General features: G+C 72.0%; 13 protein-coding genes. 7 read left to right on the forward strand and 6 right to left on the reverse strand.

From position 1 onward, the window contains the following. Positions 1–2: 2 nt before the first annotated feature. Complete coding sequence (locus tag FHS88_RS14135; RefSeq protein WP_184485799.1) at positions 3–764, reverse strand: HpcH/HpaI aldolase family protein; 762 nt, start codon at positions 762–764, stop codon at positions 3–5. 113 nt (positions 765–877) lie between these two features. Here FHS88_RS14135 and FHS88_RS14140 point away from each other — a divergent pair, with 113 nt between their 5' ends. The 7 genes from FHS88_RS14140 (at position 878) to FHS88_RS14170 (ending at position 12004) form a co-directional block, all read left to right on the forward strand. Then, positions 878–1726 carry a dimethylarginine dimethylaminohydrolase family protein gene (locus FHS88_RS14140; protein WP_184485803.1) on the forward strand — a complete coding sequence of 283 codons (849 nt, stop codon included), beginning with the start codon at positions 878–880 and terminating at the stop codon, positions 1724–1726. Between the two features lie 5 nt (positions 1727–1731). Then, the gene (locus tag FHS88_RS14145) at positions 1732–3123 is read left to right on the forward strand and encodes an FAD-binding oxidoreductase (RefSeq protein WP_184485806.1); all 1392 of its coding nucleotides are present in this window, start codon (positions 1732–1734) and stop codon (positions 3121–3123) included. Positions 3124–3136: 13 nt separating this feature from the next. Next, the gene (locus FHS88_RS14150; RefSeq protein ID WP_338146575.1) at positions 3137–4318 is read left to right on the forward strand and encodes an MFS transporter; all 1182 of its coding nucleotides are present in this window, start codon (positions 3137–3139) and stop codon (positions 4316–4318) included. 58 nt (positions 4319–4376) lie between these two features. Then, positions 4377–5210, forward strand: a complete 834-nt coding sequence (locus tag FHS88_RS14155) for a universal stress protein (RefSeq protein WP_184485809.1) — start codon at positions 4377–4379, stop codon at positions 5208–5210. A gap of 105 nt (positions 5211–5315) precedes the next feature. Then, positions 5316–6473: an efflux RND transporter periplasmic adaptor subunit gene (locus FHS88_RS14160; RefSeq protein ID WP_184485813.1), complete on the forward strand. Its 1158-nt coding sequence runs from the start codon at positions 5316–5318 to the stop codon at positions 6471–6473. 6 nt (positions 6474–6479) lie between these two features. Then, a complete protein-coding gene (locus FHS88_RS14165) occupies positions 6480–9602 on the forward strand; it encodes a multidrug efflux RND transporter permease subunit (protein WP_184485816.1) in 3123 nt (1040 codons plus the stop codon). A gap of 68 nt (positions 9603–9670) precedes the next feature. Beyond that, complete coding sequence (locus tag FHS88_RS14170; RefSeq protein WP_184485818.1) at positions 9671–12004, forward strand: xanthine dehydrogenase family protein molybdopterin-binding subunit; 2334 nt, start codon at positions 9671–9673, stop codon at positions 12002–12004. 70 nt (positions 12005–12074) lie between these two features. Here FHS88_RS14170 and FHS88_RS14175 read toward each other — a convergent pair whose 3' ends face one another. The 5 genes from FHS88_RS14175 to FHS88_RS14195 form a co-directional block, all read right to left on the reverse strand. Further along, positions 12075–12725: a hypothetical protein gene (locus FHS88_RS14175; protein WP_184485822.1), complete on the reverse strand. Its 651-nt coding sequence runs from the start codon at positions 12723–12725 to the stop codon at positions 12075–12077. Between the two features lie 128 nt (positions 12726–12853). Then, on the reverse strand, positions 12854–13456 hold the full coding sequence (locus FHS88_RS14180) for an ABC-type transport auxiliary lipoprotein family protein (RefSeq protein ID WP_184485827.1): 603 nt from the start codon (positions 13454–13456) through the stop codon (positions 12854–12856). A 1-nt stretch (position 13457) separates the two neighbouring features. Then, positions 13458–14504, reverse strand: a complete 1047-nt coding sequence (locus FHS88_RS14185) for an MlaD family protein (protein ID WP_184485831.1) — start codon at positions 14502–14504, stop codon at positions 13458–13460. 2 nt (positions 14505–14506) lie between these two features. Further along, on the reverse strand, positions 14507–15262 hold the full coding sequence (locus FHS88_RS14190; RefSeq protein ID WP_184485840.1) for an ABC transporter ATP-binding protein: 756 nt from the start codon (positions 15260–15262) through the stop codon (positions 14507–14509). A gap of 2 nt (positions 15263–15264) precedes the next feature. Further along, positions 15265–16380 (reverse strand): ABC transporter permease, encoded by a 1116-nt coding sequence (locus FHS88_RS14195; RefSeq protein WP_184485851.1) that lies wholly within the window; start codon positions 16378–16380, stop codon positions 15265–15267. Positions 16381–16405 lie beyond the last annotated feature (25 nt).

Below are 16405 nucleotides of genomic sequence, written 5' to 3' on the forward strand. Positions count from 1 at the left end.
GCTCAGCCCCCCCGCGCCGCCTTCACCGCCGCGGTGGCGGCCTGGACCATCAGCCCGACCTCGTTGGCGATGGTGACGAGCTTGAAGCCCTTCTCGATCATCCGCTTCGCGTAGGCCGGCGTACCGTTGTGCAGCCCCGCCGCGATGCCGCGCCTGCCCGTCTCGGCCAGCAGCATGTCGTAGATGGCGAGGATCTCCGGATCCTCGACATCGAGCTTCGGCTCCTTGCCGAGCGAGAAGGAGAGGTCGGAGGGCCCGATGTAGATCCCGTCGATGCCCGGCACGTCGAGGATCTTGCCGATGTTCTCGATCGCCGTCCTCGTCTCGATCATCGGGATGACGAGGATCTCGTCATTCGCGGTCTTCTGGTAGGCTCCGGCCGAGCCGTAGGCGCCGGCGCGAATCGGGCCGTTGGAGCGCGTGCCGGCGGGCGGATACTTGCAGTACTGCACCAGCGCGCGCGCCTCGGCCTCGGTGTTCACCATGGGGCAGATCACGCCCATCGCCCCGGCGTCGAGCACCTTGCCGATGATGCCCGGCTCGTTCCACGGCACGCGCACCATGGGCACCGCGCCGGAGGGCTGGATGCCCTGGAAGCAGGCGACGCAGGAGAGGTAGTCCTGCACGCCGTGCTGCATGTCCACGGTCACGGAATCCCAGCCGCACTTGGAATACATCTCGGCGGAGAAGGCGTTGGGAATGGCGAGCCATCCGTTGACCACGGCCCTGCCGGCCTTCCACGCTTCCTTGACCGCATTCGCCATCGCGCCGCTTCCTCTCGTTCTCGGGCTGCTATGGCAGGGACGCTAGGGCCGCGCCCGGGGGGCGTCAAACGCGCGGCTTTACGGGCAGCCATGCGCGCGGCAGGCTCGCCGCCATGCAGGACTGGAGCGTCTCCTCCGAAACCGGCGTGCTGACCGACGTGCTGGTCTGCCCGCCCGACCACTATCGCTGGGTTCCGACCAACGCGATCGTGCGGCGGACGCTCGCGACCGCGCAGCAGCCTTCCGCGCTCGCGCTCGCGGCCCAGCATGGCGAACTGACGGACGCGCTCCGCCAGGGCGGTGCGCGGCTGCATGTCCTCCTGCCCGAGCCGCACCTGCCCTACATGGCCTATACGCGCGACTCCGCCGTGGTGACGCCATGGGGGCCGGTCCTCTGCCAGCTCGAGCGTCCGCAACGGCGCGGCGAATATGCCGCGGTGATGGACTTCCACGGCGGGCGGTTCTGGCGGAAATCGAGCGCCGGCACGCTGGAGGGCGGGGACATCCACATCCTCAAGCCGGGCGTGGCCGTCATCGGCGCCTCGGGCGGGCGCACGGATTTCGCGGGCGCCGAGCAGTTCGCCGGCTGGCTGCGCGCCGAGGGCTGGGAGGCGCGCATCGAGCCCTTCGACGAGCATTTCCTGCATCTCGACGTGCTGTTCTGCATGGCTGCGCCGGGCCTCGCGGTGGCCTGCCTCGACGTGCTCGACCCCGGCTTCGTCGCCTGGCTGAAGGGGCACGGCATCCGCTGCATCGGCGTGCCCTATCGCGACGCGATGGCGCTCGGCTGCAACATCCTCGCCCTCGGGCGCGGCCGGGTGGTCTCGGCGCGCGCCTCCGCCGCGCTGAACGCGGCGCTGCGCGCGGAAGGGCTGAGCGTGCTCGACCCCGACCTCTCGCTGTTCACCGCCGGCGGCGGCGGACCCCATTGCCTGACCTGCCCGCTCAAGCGGGAGGAGTGAACGCCATGACCACGACAACCGGCGGCGCCGACGCGGTGATCGCCGCCGCGCGCGGCTTCCTCGGCGAGCGTATCAGCCTCAACCGCGCCATCCGCGAGCAGCACAGCCGCGGCGAGGACACGACCACGCCGACTTTGCCCGACGCCGTGGCCTTCGTGGAAACGACGGAGGAGGTGAGCCGCCTGCTCGCGCTCTGCCACCAGCATGGCGTCGCGGTCACGCCCTTCGGCGCGGGCACCTCGCTCGAAGGGCATGTGAACCCGGTGCGCGCGGGCATCTCGCTCGACCTGTCCCGCATGAAGGCAGTGCTCGAGGTGAACGAGGCGGACATGGACTGCCTGATCGAGCCCGGCGTGACGCGCCAGGAACTGAACGCCTTCCTGCGCGACAAGGGCCTGTTCTTCCCGGTGGATCCGGGCAGCCACTGCACCATCGGCGGCATGTGCGCCACACGCGCCTCCGGCACCAACGCCGTGCGCTACGGCACCATCCGCGAAAATGTGCTGGGCCTCGAGGTCGTGCTCGCCGACGGGCGCGTGATCGAGACCGGCGGGCGCACGCGCAAGGCGTCCAACGGCTACGACCTGACGCGGCTCTTCATCGGCTCGGAGGGCACGCTCGGGGTCATCACCCGAATCAGGCTGCGCCTGCACGGCATACCGGAGGCGATGTCCGCCGCCGTCTGCCAGTTCCCGATGCTGGCCGCCGCGGTGGAGACCGTCATCGCCGTCATGCAGTCCGGCATCCCCGTCGCGCGCATCGAGCTGCTCGACGAGGACCAGATGGAGGCCTGCATCCGCTACTCGCGGCTCGAGGGTTTCGCGCCGCTGCCGACGCTCTTCCTCGAGTTCCATGGCACCGAGGCCGGGGTGCGCGAACAGGCGGAATCCTTCGAGGCCATCGCCGGCGACTACGGCGCGCAGGGCTTCGCCTGGGCGACCGATGCCGAGAGCCGCAACCGCCTGTGGCAGGCGCGGCACGACGCCTACTGGGCGGCGGTGAACCTCAAGCCCGGCCATCGCGGCATCACAACCGATGTCTGCGTGCCCATCTCGCGGCTGGCGGAGGCGGTGGTCGGGGCGAAGGAGACGGCGCGCGCCTCCGGCCTGACCACCTGCATCGTGGGCCATGTCGGCGACGGCAATTTCCACTGCCTGATCCTCTTCCCCGAGGGCAGCCAGGAAGGGCTGGAGCGGGCCTGGGCGCTCGATCGCGCCATCGTCGCGCAGGGCCTCGCGCTGGGCGGCACCTGCTCGGGCGAGCATGGCATCGGCATGGGCAAGCGCGAGTTCCTCGAACAGGAGCACGGCGCCGAGGCGCTGGCGGTCATGCGCGGGCTGAAGGCGAGCCTCGACCCGCGCGGGATCCTCAATCCCGGCAAGATGTTCCGGAACTGAGGACGCGCCCGGCGTGAACGCCCTCGGGCTTGCGATCCTCGCGCTCGCGCTCGGCCATGTCTTCTCGAATGCGGTGCGGACCATTCCCGCCATGGCGGCGGACGTCCTGCAGCGCGACCTCGGGCTGACGGCCGACGGGCTCGCGGCGATCACCGGCGCCTTCCCGGCCGCTTTCGCCTTCGCGATGCTGCCGGTCGGCGTGGCGCTCGACCGCTACGGCGTCAAGCCGACCGCGCTCGTCCTGCTGGCGATCGCGGGCGTCGGCGCGCTGCTCGGGGCCGCGGCGACGGGGCCGTGGACGATGCTGCTGGGCCAGGTGGTGCTCGGCATCGGCTGCTCGGGGATGCTGATGTGCCCTGTCACCCACGCGGCGAAGACTTTGCCGCCGCAGAAGTTCGGGCTGTGGGGCGGGGTGATCCAGGCCTTCGGCAATACCGGGATGCTGCTCTCGGCGAGCCCGCTGGCGCTGCTCGTGGAACACGCGGGATGGCGCGCGGGATACGTCGCCTGCGCGCTGCTCGCGGCCGGCGCGGCCGCCGCCGTCGCCGCCGTGGTGCGCGAGCGCCGCGCCGAGGTTCCGGCGCAGCGCGGCGTCATCGAGGATGCGCGCGAGGTCGTCGTCCTCGGCCTGTCGCGCGAGATCCGCGGGCCCGTGGTCATCGCCTTCGCCTCCTTCGCCGCGGTGCTTGGCGTGCGGGGGCTGTGGGGCGGGCCCTGGCTGATGGAGGTCAAGGGCCTCGCGCGCGTGCCGGCGGGCAATGTCCTTCTGCTCTGCACCATCGCGCTGATCCTCGGCCCGGCGCTCGCGGGCATGCTGGAGCGCCGCTTCCAGGCGCGGCGGCGCGCCCTTCTGGTGTCCGGCCATCTCGGTGCGGCGGCGGCGATCGTCGCGATGGTCGCGGGCGGCGCGCTGGGCTGGGGTGTCGCGGCGGATGCGGTGCTGCTGGTCGCCTTCGGCCTGCTGATCTCGCTGCAGGTCATCTGCTTCGCCCTGGTGCGCGCGGCGGTGCCGCCGGAACGGGTGGGGCGGGCGCTGTCGGCCATGAACATCTCCTTCTTCGGTGGTGCTGCCGTGCTGCAGGCGGCCTCCGGCGGTGCGGCGGCGGTCGCGGGGGTGGGCGGGGCGCTGCTCGTCTTCGCCGCGGCGCTGGTGGTCTGCACCCTCGCCTTCCTGCGCCTGCCCGGGGCCCGCTGAGGCGGCGCGTTGGCGCGCGGCGTGAAGCCCGCTAGAAGGGCGGCGGAGGCCGTCGCGCATGATCCGCAGCATCCTTGTCGCACTCGACGACACCCCGGGCGCCGTCGCGGCGCGGGACATGGCGATCGCGCTTGCGCGACGCACGGGCGCATCGCTGAGCGCTGCGACCGTGCTCGACTGGCCGCATGCGCGGGATCTGAACGAGGCCGTTCCGCCGGGGGCCGCGGCCTTCAAGGAGCGGCGCGATGCCGCCCGCACGCTGCGCCTCGAGCAGGAGGCCGAGGCCGCCTTCGCCGCCTGCGCCGCGGCCGCGGGCGAGACGCCCTTCACGCGCCTGCGCCTGACCGACGCGCCGGAACCCGCCCTGCTCGCCGCCGGCGCGACGCATGACCTGATCGTGATCGGCCGCGATTCGACCCTCGGGCTCGAGGAGAACCCCGATGGGGTCGCGCCGGTGATCGAGGCGCTGCTGCATGACGGCGCGCGGCCGCTGCTCGTCGTCCCGCCCGGCCCGCTCCCCGGGGCGGGCGCCGTTCTCGTCGGGTATGACGGATCGATCCCGGCGATGCGCACGCTGCAGCTCTTCGCGCTGCTTGGCCTTGCCGAAGGGGCGCGGCTGCGTGTGCTCTCGGTGGGCGAGAGCAAGGATGCCGCGGCGCGGCTCGCCGAGACCGGCGCGGCCTATCTGCGCCAGCACGGGATCGAGGCCGAGGCGCTCGCCGTGCACGGCACGCATCCCGTCGATGCCCTGCTGACGGAGGCGGCGGCGATGCCCGCGCGCATGCTTGTGATGGGCGCTTTCGAGCATTCGGGGCTGCGCACGTTGTTCACCGGCTCGGCCACGCGCAAGCTGCTGGCTGCGGCGCCCTGCCCGATCTTCGTCGCGCATTGATCGCAGACCCCGCTTGCGTGGGGCGCAGGGCTGCCCGCCGCGATTCTTGACGCAGCGCACAATACGGCCCCATCTGCCCCGCATCACAGCGCGACGGATGCTGTCATGACATGGCGTGTACTGGGCATGGCCGCGGCGATCCTGCTTGCCGCGTCGCCGGCCTACGCACAGTTCGGCCCGCCGGGCCCGCCCGCGGTCGGCGTCATGGTCGCCGAACGCCGGCCGGTGACGGAGACGAGCGAGTTCGTCGGCCGCGTCGAGGCGACGGATCGCGTCAACATCCGCGCCCGCGTGACCGGCTTCCTGCAGGAGCGCCTGTTCCGCGAGGGCGGCGACGTCGCCGAGGGCGACGTGCTGTTCCGCCTCGAGCGCGCGCCCTTCGAGGCCCAGCTCGAACAGGCGGAGGCCAATCTCGCCGCCGCCAACGCGAATCTGGAGAACGCGCGCGTCGCGCTCGCCCGCGCGCGGGAGCTGCGCCAGACCGGCGCCGGCACGCAGGTCGCGCTGGACAATGCGCAGGCGCAGGAGCGGACGGCCTCGGCCAATGTGCTCGCCGCGCAGGCGGCGGTGCGCGTGGCGCGCATCAACCTGGGCTACACCGAGATCACCGCCCCGATCGCCGGGCAGATCGGGCGGGCGACGCTCGCCGTGGGCAATGTGGTGGGGCCCGACACCGGCAGCCTCGCGACCATCGTGAGCCAGGATCCGATGCGCGTCGCCTTCTCCGTGAGCCAGCGGACCGCGCTCGAGCTCCGCAACCGCTTCGAGGGGCGCGGCGGGCCGGACGCGGTGCGCGTGCGCATCCGCGCCGCCGATGGCCGCCTCTATGCCGAGACGGGCCGCGTGGATTTCGTGGACAACCAGATCGACCGCAACACCGACACCATCCTGGTGCGCGCGCTGATCCCGAACCCCGTGCGCCGGCCGAGCGACAGCAGCACGCCGGTCACGCCGCGCGAGCTGGTGGACGGGCAGTTCGTCACCGTCTACCTCGAAGGCGCGGAGCCGGTGCTGACCATCACCCTGCCGCGTGCGGCGGTGCTGCAGGACCAGCAGGGCTCCTTCGTCTTCGTCGTGGGCGAGGGGAACGTCGCGCAGCGGCGTAACGTGACGCTCGGGCGGTCGAGCGGCATGACCGCGGTGATCGAGGCCGGCCTCGAGGGCGGGGAGACGGTGGTCGTCGAGGGGCTGCAGCGCGTGCGCCCGGGCCAGCCGGTGAACCCGGCGCCCGCCGCGCCGCCCGCTGCCCGGCCGCGGGGCTGATCGCGCGTGTTCTCCGCCGTCTTCGTTGACCGGCCGCGCTTCGCGATCGTCATCGCGATCGTGACCGCTCTCGCCGGGCTGCTCGCCATGACGCGCATTCCGGTCTCGCAGCTTCCCGACATCGTGCCGCCGCAGGTCTCGGTCACCACGCGCTTCCCGGGCGCCTCGGCGGCGGTGGTCGAGCAGACGGTCGCGCAGGTGATCGAGGCGAGCGTGAACGGCGTGGACCGCATGATCTACATGCGCTCGAACAGCGCCAATGACGGGTCCTACAGCCTCAACATCTCCTTCCAGCTCGGCACCAACCCGGACATCGCGACGGTCAACGTCAACAACCGGGTGCAGGCCGCGCTCGCGCGGCTGCCGCAGGAGGTGCAGCGCCAGGGTGTCACGGTGCGCAAGCAGTCCTCGGCGGTGCTGCAGTTCATCTTCCTCTATTCCGAGAGCGGCGAGCACACGCCGCTGTTCCTCTCGAACTACGCCACGATCAACATCATAGACCGCCTCGCGCGCGTGCCCGGCGTGGGCCAGGTGATGCAGTTCGGCGCGATGGACTATTCCATGCGCATCTGGTTCGAGGTGGACAGGCTGATCAGCCTCAACCTCACGCCGTCGGACGTGGTCGCGGCAATCCAGGCGCAGAACGTGCAGGCGCCGGTCGGCCGGATCGGCGCGAGGCCCGTGCCGGACGACCAGCAGTTCCAGATCAACCTTGAGACGCGCGGACGCCTCTCCACGCCCGAGGAGTTCGGCGAGATCGTGATCCGCGCCAATCCTGACGGCTCCACGCTGCGGGTGCGCGACGTGGCGCGCATCGAACTCGGCGCCGCCAGCATGGACACCGAGAGCCGCTTCAACGGCCGCCCCTCGGTGACCTTCGGCGTCTATCTCGCCCCCGGGGCCAATGCCGTTTCCACCGCCGATGCGGTGCGCCGCACGCTCGACGAGCTGCGCACGCGCTACCCGGCCGGGATGCAGCACCAGGTCTTCTTCGATACCTCGGACTTCGTGAGCGACACGATCCGCGAGGTGATCAAGACGCTGATCGAGGCGTTCATCCTGGTGGTGATCGTGGTGTTCCTGTTCCTGGGCAACATCCGCGCGACGATCATCCCGACCATCGCCGTGCCGGTCAGCCTGATCGGCAGTTTCGTGGTGCTGCTGGCGCTCGGCTATTCGGCCAACACCATCTCCCTGCTCGCGATGGTGCTCGCCATCGGCATCGTGGTGGACGACGCCATCGTGGTGGTGGAGAACGTCGAGCGCGTGATGTCGGAGGAGCCGCATCTCAGCCCGGCGGAAGCGACAAAGAAGGCGATGGCGCAGATCACCGCGCCGATCATCGCCATCACGCTGGTGCTCCTGTCGGTCTTCGTGCCGGTCGGCTTCATCCCGGGCCTGTCGGGCGAGCTCTTCCGCCAGTTCGCGGTGACGATCTCCGCGGCGATGGTGATCAGCGCGATCAATGCGCTCACGCTCTCGCCGGCGCTCTGCGCGGTGTTCCTGCGCCCCCACCACGGGGAGCGCCGCGGCATCATGGGCCGCTGGCTGCGCGGCATAGACTGGACGCGGGACCGCTATGCGGGCGCGGTCAGGCGGCTGGTGCGCGTCTCGAGCCTCTCCATCCTGCTCACGGCGGGCTTCGCGGCGGGGATCTGGCAGTTGTCGCTTCGCACGCCCTCGGGCTTCCTGCCGCAGGAGGACCAGGGCGCCTTCTTCGTGCAGGTCCAGCTTCCGCAGGGCGCCTCGGTCGCCCGCACGCGCGAGGCGGTAATCCAGGTCGAGGAGATCCTGCGCCAGATCCCCTCGGTGCAGGGGACGCTCGCCATCGTCGGCTTCTCGCTGATCGACGGCGGCGCGCAGTCGAACTCGGCCTTCCTCGTCGGCCGGCTCAAGCCCTTCGCCGAGCGCACCACGCCGGAGATGTCGGTGCAGGCCGCGATCGGGCGCGTCTTCGGCGCGGGGCAGGCGGTTCGCACCGCCAATGTCTTCGCCTTCAACCTGCCGCCGATCATCGGCCTCGGCACAGGCGGCGGCTTCGAATACATCCTGCAGGACTACGAGGGTCGGCCGCCGGCCGAACTCGGCGCGGCCATGCTCGGGCTGATCGTGCAGGCCAACCAGGACCCGCGCCTGACCGCGGTGTTCTCGACCTTCAACGCGACCAACCCGACGCTGTTCCTCAACCTCGACCGCGACAAGGCGCAGGCGCTCGGGCTGCGGATCGCCGACGTCTTCACCGCGCTGCAGGCGACCCTCGGCGGCTTCTACGTCAACGACTTCAACCTGTTCGGCCGCACCTGGCAGGTGAACCTGCAGGCCGAGGCCTCCGACCGGCGCGACATCAGCGACATCTGGCGGATCCATGTCCGCAACGCGCGCGGGGAGATGGTGCCGCTGCGCGCGGTGGCGGATGTCGAGCCCCGGGTCGGGCCGCAGACCATCTTCCGCTACAACAACTTCCGTGCCATCTCGATCCAGGGCGCGCCGCGGCCCGGCGTCTCCTCGGGCGATGCGCTGGGCGCGATGGAGGGCCTTTCGGCGCGCGTGCTGCCGCCCGGCTACGGCTACGAATGGACGGGCACCGCCTTCCAGGAGAAGCAGGCCTCGGGACAGACCGCCTTCATCCTCGCGCTGGCGGTGATGTTCGCCTACCTGTTCCTCGTCTCGCTCTACGAATCCTGGACGATTCCGATACCCGTGCTGCTCTCGGTCGCGGTGGGCGTGGTGGGCGCCTTCCTCGCGCTGCTGGTCGCGCGGCTGCCGCTCGACATCTACGCGCAGATCGGCCTCGTGGTGCTGATCGCGCTGGCGGCCAAGAACGGCATCCTGATCGTGGAGTTCGCCAAGGAGAAGCGGCAGGAGGGGCTCTCGATCCGCGACGCCGCGATCATGGGCGCGCGGCTGCGCTTCCGCGCGGTGATGATGACCTCGATCGCCTTCATCCTCGGCCTCGTGCCGCTGGTCTTCGCCGAGGGGGCGGCGATGCTCTCCCGCCGCGCGGTCGGCACGGCGGTGTTCGGCGGCATGCTGGCGGCCGCGCTGGTGGGCATCTTCGTCATCCCGATGCTCTACGTGGTGTTCCAGTCCTTGCGCGAAGCCGTGAGCCGCCGCTTCGGCCGCGCCTGACCCCCCTTCCCAATCCCGCCCGCCATCGCAGATGATGGCGGGCGAGACACCAGGGGAGATCTCCGGGCATGGCGAAGTTCGGCCTCAGCCAATCCATCCGCCGCGTCGAGGATCCGCGGCTGCTCAAGGGCGCCGGGCGCTACACCGACGACATGGCCGTGCCGGGCCAGGCGGAAGGCTATGTGCTGCGCAGCCCGCATGCCCATGCGCGGATCAGGGGCATCGACCTTTCCGCCGCGAAGGCCATGCCCGGCGTGCTCGGCATCTGGACCGGGGCGGACCTCGCGGCGGCCGGCCTCGGCTACCTGCCCTGCCTCGCGCCGGTGAAGTCGGCGGACGGCAAGCCTTCCTCCGACACGCCGCGCCGCGCGCTGGCCGAGGGCGTGGTGCGCCATGTCGGCGACCCGGTCGCCTTCGTCGTCGCCGAGACCATCGAGCAGGCCCGCGATGCCGCCGAGGCGATCGTGGTGGACTACGAGGTGCTGCCCGCCGCCACCGACCTCGCCACCGCCACCGAACCCGGCCAGCCCCAGGTCTGGGACACCGCGCCGAACAACACCTGCTTCGACTGGCATGTGGGGGACGCCGCGAAGGTCGAGGCGCTGATGAAGCAGGCCGCGCATGTCGCGCGGCTGCGCGTGGTGAACAACCGCGTCGTCGTCGCCTCGATGGAGGCCCGCGCCTCGCTCGCCGAATACGACGCGGCGCGCAACCACTGGACGGTCACCACCAACACCCAGGGCTCCTGGCTCGTCCGCAACATCCTCGCGAGCAACATCTTCAAGGTGCCGACCGACAACATCCGCGTCATCACCCCCGATGTCGGCGGCGGCTTCGGCATGAAGCTCTTCCTCTACCCCGAGCACGTGCTGAGCGCCTTCGCCGCGCGCGAGCTCAAGCGCCCGGTCAAGTGGACCTCCGAGCGCACCGAGGCCTTCCAGTCCGACACCCACGGGCGCGACAACATCACCATCGGCGAGCTGGCGCTGGATGCGAACGGCAAGTTCCTGGCGCTGCGCACCAAGAACTGGGCGGGGATGGGCGCCTATCTCAACACCTTCGCGCCCTTCATCCCGACCGGGGCGGGCACCAAGGTGCTGGCGAGCGTCTACGACTTCCAGGCGATCCACGCGCGGGTGATCGGCGTGATGACGCATACCGTGCCTGTGGACGCCTATCGCGGCGCCGGCCGGCCCGAGAGCAACTACCTCGTCGAGCGCCTGATCGACACCGCCGCGCGCGAGATGGGCATCGACCGCATCGAGCTGCGCCGGCGCAACATGGTGCCGTCCTCGGCCATGCCCTACGTCTCGGCGATGGGCCAGCGCTACGATTCGGGCGAGTTCGCGAAGCTGATGGACACCGCGCTCGCGAAGATCGACTGGGCCGGCATCGGCGCCCGCAAGGCCGAGGCCGCGAAGCGCGGGAAGAAGCGCGGCATCGGCCTCGCCTACTACCTCGAGGCGACCGGCGGCGCGCCGACCGAGAACGCCTCGGTGAGGTTCGCCGAGGACGGCTTCGTGGATGTCTATGTCGGCACCCAGTCCACCGGCCAGGGCCACGAGACCGCCTATGCGATGATGACGAGCCACGAGCTCGGCATCCCGATCGAGAAGATCCGCATCAGGCAGGGCGATTCCGACAGCCTGCCCGATGGCGGCGGCACGGGCGGGGCGCGCAGCCTCTACTCCGAAGGCCAGGCGATCCTCGTCACCACCGCGAGCGTGATCGAGAAGGGCAAGAAGGCCGCCTCCGAGCATCTCGAGGCCGCGGTGGCGGACATCGAGTTCACGCCCGGCACCGGCACCTTCGGCGTGGTCGGCACCGACCGCAGGGTCGGCATCCTCGACCTCGCGGCGGCGCAGCGGGCCCGCGCGAAGGCGGGGCAGGAGGCGACGCTGCTCGACGCCACCGAGACGGCGGAGATCAAGTCCCACACCTTCCCCAATGGCTGCCACGTCGCGGAGGTGGAGGTGGACCCCGAGACGGGCATCGTCACCATCCCGCGCTACATCGTGGTGGACGATGTGGGCCATGCGCTGAACCCGCTCATCGTCCGCGGCCAGGTGCATGGCGGCGTGACCCAGGGCATCGGCCAGGCGCTGTTCGAGCGCACGGCCTACGACCCGGAGAGCGGGCAGCTCGTCTCCGCCTCCTTCATGGACTACGCGCTGCCGCGCGCCGACGACCTGCCGGACATCGACGTGGACCTGATCGAGGTGCCCTGCGAGACCAACCCGCTGGGCGTGAAGGGCGCTGGCGAGGCCGGCGCGGTCGGCTCCCCGCCGGCCGTCATCAACGCGCTGGTGGACGCGCTCTCCGATGCGGGTGTTACGCATCTCGACATGCCCGCGACGCCCGAGGCGGTGTGGAAGGCGCTGGCGGCCGCGAAGGCCGCCTGAGCCGCGCCTCGCGGCCACGAAAAAGGGGCGGTCCCTCGCGGGGCCGCCCCGTTCGTGTCGGCGCTCCCGCTCAGCGCAGAGGCAGCGTCACGTTGATGACCTCGCACAGGTTGACGTTGCGCCGCTCGTCCGCCTGACCGTTGTCGTAGACGAAGCGCACATCGTACATGCAGCTGCCTTCCGGCAGGCGCACGGGGTAGATCGCGCCGGGGGCGACGGTGTCGGCGCCCAGCCGGTCCGGGCCCCAGTTGTTGTCGGTGGTCAGCGAGGCATAGACCTGCATCACCGTCCGCTGGCCCTGGTTGACCAGGTTGAAGGAGGGGTTGCCCTGCGGGCCCTGCTGCGGCGCCGCCTGCTGCTGGCCGCCGCCCGCGCCGCGCCCGTCGAAGACGAGGTCGCGCACATTGCAGAGGTTGATGTTGCGCCGCTCCTCGGCCGGGCCGCCCGAGCGTTCATAGACCACGCGAACGTCATAGATGCATTCGCCGGGCGGCAGGCGGATCACGAAGTTGCGCCCGGCGGGCACCACGTTCTGCCCCAGCCGGTCCGGCCCCCAGTTGTTGTCGGTGGCGGGGGAGGCATAGGCCTCGTAGATCACGCGGCCGCTGCGGTTCACGAGGTTGAAGGACGGATCCCCGGTCTGGGCCTGCGCCAGCGGCGCAACCCCGCCGAAGGCCAGCATCGCCGCCGCGGCGGCAGTGGCCAGGCGTCGCAAGAACATCGGTCCACGCTCCTCTCGATGGTGCCGGGCAGGCCGCCCGTCCGTTCCGCCCGCGAGGCTAGCGGAGCCCGCCGGGTGCGCCAACCGTCACGCGTCCCGCGCTGCGAAGCGCTTCACGCGGCGCGGGCTCACGCATAGCGGGCCAAAGCCTGCTCGAGCGAGGCCAGCGCGTTGCCGAGCGCGCCGACCATGCCCTCCGCCGCCTGCTCGGGCGTGGGCGGCGCCGTGCCGGAGGCCAGCGGCGCGGTGCCGGCGCTGACCATCTGGCCGACCAGCCGGCTGCCGTTGCGCTCATCCACCAGCAGCAGCGTCATCTCGGCCCTTGCCACGCCCGCGCCCTGGTCGGCGGCGAGGCGCGTAAGTTCCCCCTCCAGCACGAAATCGGGCGCGAGCCGGCTGCCGGGGGCGAGGATGGCCGAGAACAGCCGCGATTCCAGCAGCCAGCGGCGCAGCGCCTGCTCCGCCGCTTCGGCCGGCGGGGCCGCCCATTCGGCGTAGAAGTCGAGGCTCTCGGTGCCGTCGGGGCGGATGGTGCGCAGGCTGCGCGTCTCCATCCCCGCCCCGGCGCGGATGGTGCGCACCAGCAGGCTCCGCCGTCCCCGCCCGGTGCGCGGCGGCGCGTCGCGCCGGGGTTCGAGCGGGAAGCGGCGCGTCTCGACATACGGCCGGTCCGGCAGGACCGAGCAGGCGGCGAGCGCCAGCGGCGCGATCAGCATCAGGCGGCGGGTCATCTCAGCGGCGGTCCCTCGGTGGCGGCGGGGGCGGCTGGCCGAACAGCGACTGCGACGGGCTGCGCCGCAGCGCCTCGGCGGTGTCGCGCAGATTGGCGACGGTCGCGCGCAGGTCGCGCAGCAGCGGGCCGAGATCGGCCTGGGCGTCGCCCGTCGTGCTGCGCACCGTGCGCAGCGCGGCCTCGAGCGAGGCGATCACGGCGGGCAGCCGGGCGACGGAAGCGCGCAGATCCTGCGCCGCCTGCCCGATGCTCGCCGCCGCGCCGGCCACCTGCGGGTCCGCGACCAGCCGCTCGGCGGCCGCGCCGGCCGCGCCGACGCTGCGCGCGGCCTCGCGGATGTCGCGCAGCGTCGTCTCCAGCGCCGCGCCCTCGACGGCCTGCCGCAGCGCGGCCATGGCGGTGGCGGCCTCGCGCAGCGTGGCGCCGAGCTCGCCCTGGGCGCCGACCTGCTGGCGCAGATCGGCCAGCAGCCCGACGGCGTTCTCCACGAGCCCGTCGATGTCGAGGTCGGCGAGGCGCGTCATCAGCCGTTCCGCCGCGCTCGTCACCTGCGTGATGGTCGAGGGCACGGAGGGGATCACCGTGAAGCGCGGCTCCCACGGCACGGGCATCGGCGGCGCGCGCGCGGGGTCGGTGAAATCCACCTCCAGATAGGACAGGCCCGTCACGCCGGTTGTGGCGATGCGCACGCGCAGGCCGGCGCGCACCGCGTCTTCCACCGGGGCATCGCCGTAGCGCGCGGGGTCCACCGCGAAGCGCACGACGATGAGCCGCGAGGCGATCTCGTCCGGGCCGCGCGGCTGGCGACCGTAGAGCACCGAGACGAGGCCGAGCTCCGTCACCCGCCCCACCTGCACGCCGCGGAATCGCACCGGCGCGCCGACATCGAGCCCGGCCACGGATTCCTGCACATAGGTCTCGAACATCCGCATCTCGCCGCGCAGCGAGCCGGAGGTGAGGAACAGCACGAAGCCGATGGCCAGCGCCGCGCCGACCACGACGAGCATGCCGACGCGCAGGTAGAGCGGCCGTCCGGGCTGCGCCATGCTCAGGCGGCCTCCCGCCGGAAGAAGGCGCGCACGGTGGGATGCGTGCTCTCCTCGCGCAGCCGGCGCGGGTCGCCCTCGGCGATCATGCCGCGCGCCTGCTTGTCGAGCATGATGCAGCGGTCGCCGATGGCGAGGATGGATTGCAGCTCGTGCGTGACCACGACGAAGGTCGTGCCGGTATCGCGCGCGATGTCCACGATCAGGCGGTCGAGCCCCGCGGAGGTGATGGGATCGAGCCCCGCGCCGGGCTCGTCGAGGAACAGCAGCGGCGGGTCGAGCGCCATGGCGCGCGCGATGCCCGCGCGCTTGGCCATGCCGCCCGAGATCTCGGCCGGCAGGCGCGCGGCCGCATCGCCCAGGCCGACAAGGCCGAGCTTGGCCCTCGCCAGCGCCTCCCGCGCCGGGCGGGGCAGGGCGGTGTGCTCCTCGAGCGGCAGTTCGACATTCTCGGCCAGGGTCATGCTCCCGAACAGGGCGCCGGACTGCCACATGACGCCGATGCGCCGCAACAGCGCGCGTCGCGTCGCGTCGTCCCGCGCCGCGGCGAGCTCCTCGCCGAGCAGGAAGGCGCGGCCCGCGGCGAGCGGCACGAGGCCGATCAGCGCCTTGAGCAGCGTGGACTTGCCGCAGCCCGAGCCGCCCAGGATCACGAAGATCTCACCGCGCCGGACCTCGAATGTCACGTCGCGGAACACCGTGTTGCCGTTGAAGGCGACGGCGAGACCCTCGGCGCGGATGACCGGTTCCTCCGCCATGCTCAGATCCCGAGGCGGAAGAACAGCACCGCGAAGATGCCGTCCATCACCACGATGGCGACGATGCCGCCGACCACGGCCGCGGTCGCCGCATCGCCCACCGCGCGCGGCCCGCGCCCGGCCGAAAGCCCCGCCCGGCAGCCGATGCCCGCGATCACGAGGCCGAAGCACGCCGCCTTGAACAGCCCGCCCATCAGGTCGGTCAGCGTCAGCCATTGCTGGAGCTGGCTCTCCACCGCCGCCGAGGGGTAGCCGAGCGTCGCCATGATCAGGGTCATGCCGGCGATGCCCGAGAGGTTCATCAGCAGCGCGAGCACCGGCATCACCAGCGTGGCGGCGAGCAGGCGCGGCAGCACCAGCATGGCGGTGGCGTCCACGCCCATGATCCTGAGCGCGTCCACCTCCTCGTTCACCGTCATGGTGCCGAGCTCGGCGGCGAAGGCCGATCCGGTGCGCCCGGCGAGCACCACGCCCGCGAGCAGCGGCCCCAGCTCGCGCACCAGCGAGATGCCGACGAGATTGGGCACGAAGACCTCCGCCCCGAAGCGGCGCAGCGGGATCGAGGACTGGTAGGCGAGGATGACGCCGATCAGGAACCCCAGCAGCAGCGTCAGGGGGAAGGCGCGGGTGCCCACCTCGTCGAGGTGGCGCAGCACCTCCGAAAGGCGCAGCAGCCGCGGCCGCGCCATGGCGCGCAGCGCGGTCACCGCCGTCTCGCCGATGAAGGCGACCGCCGAGCGCGCATCGCGCAGCACGCCCACCGTGGCGCGGCCGATCGCGGTGATCGGGTGGAAGGGCGTGCGCGGCTTCACCGGGGCGGGCGCCGCGGCCAGCGCGCGGCGCATCCGCGCGAGCACCGCGGCGACGGGCTCGGAGGCGCCGCGCGGCTCGGCCTCCGGTGCCGCGGTCAGCAGCATCACCGCGCCGGCGGAATCGAGGCTTTCGAGGCCCGAGAGATCGAGCACGGCGATCCCCCCGCCGCGCCCGGCGCGCAGCGCCTCGGGCCAGAGCCGGGCCGTGGCGGCCATGTCCAGCCACCCCAGGGCCGCGAGCACGCGGCCGCCCTCCTCCTCCCGCAGCGCGAGCCGCGCGCCGGCCTGGTCGGGTCGTCCATCCATCGGGCCGATTGGACCCATCCCGCGC

The sequence above is a fragment of the Neoroseomonas alkaliterrae genome, assembly GCF_014199195.1.
GTDB lineage: Bacteria > Pseudomonadota > Alphaproteobacteria > Acetobacterales > Acetobacteraceae > Neoroseomonas > Neoroseomonas alkaliterrae.

Excerpts from the sequence above, each read along its gene's own strand:
- FHS88_RS14135 (WP_184485799.1), bottom strand. The coding sequence starts at position 764 with ATGGCGAATGCGGTCAAGGAAGCGTGGAAGGCCGGCAGGGCCGTGGTC.
- FHS88_RS14140 (WP_184485803.1), top strand. The coding sequence starts at position 878 with ATGCAGGACTGGAGCGTCTCCTCCGAAACCGGCGTGCTGACCGACGTG.
- FHS88_RS14145 (WP_184485806.1), top strand. The coding sequence starts at position 1,732 with ATGACCACGACAACCGGCGGCGCCGACGCGGTGATCGCCGCCGCGCGC.
- FHS88_RS14155 (WP_184485809.1), top strand. The coding sequence starts at position 4,377 with ATGATCCGCAGCATCCTTGTCGCACTCGACGACACCCCGGGCGCCGTC.
- FHS88_RS14160 (WP_184485813.1), top strand. The coding sequence starts at position 5,316 with ATGACATGGCGTGTACTGGGCATGGCCGCGGCGATCCTGCTTGCCGCG.
- FHS88_RS14170 (WP_184485818.1), top strand. The coding sequence starts at position 9,671 with ATGGCGAAGTTCGGCCTCAGCCAATCCATCCGCCGCGTCGAGGATCCG.
- FHS88_RS14175 (WP_184485822.1), bottom strand. The coding sequence starts at position 12,725 with ATGTTCTTGCGACGCCTGGCCACTGCCGCCGCGGCGGCGATGCTGGCC.
- FHS88_RS14180 (WP_184485827.1), bottom strand. The coding sequence starts at position 13,456 with ATGACCCGCCGCCTGATGCTGATCGCGCCGCTGGCGCTCGCCGCCTGC.
- FHS88_RS14185 (WP_184485831.1), bottom strand. The coding sequence starts at position 14,504 with ATGGCGCAGCCCGGACGGCCGCTCTACCTGCGCGTCGGCATGCTCGTC.
- FHS88_RS14190 (WP_184485840.1), bottom strand. The coding sequence starts at position 15,262 with ATGGCGGAGGAACCGGTCATCCGCGCCGAGGGTCTCGCCGTCGCCTTC.
- FHS88_RS14195 (WP_184485851.1), bottom strand. The coding sequence starts at position 16,380 with ATGGATGGACGACCCGACCAGGCCGGCGCGCGGCTCGCGCTGCGGGAG.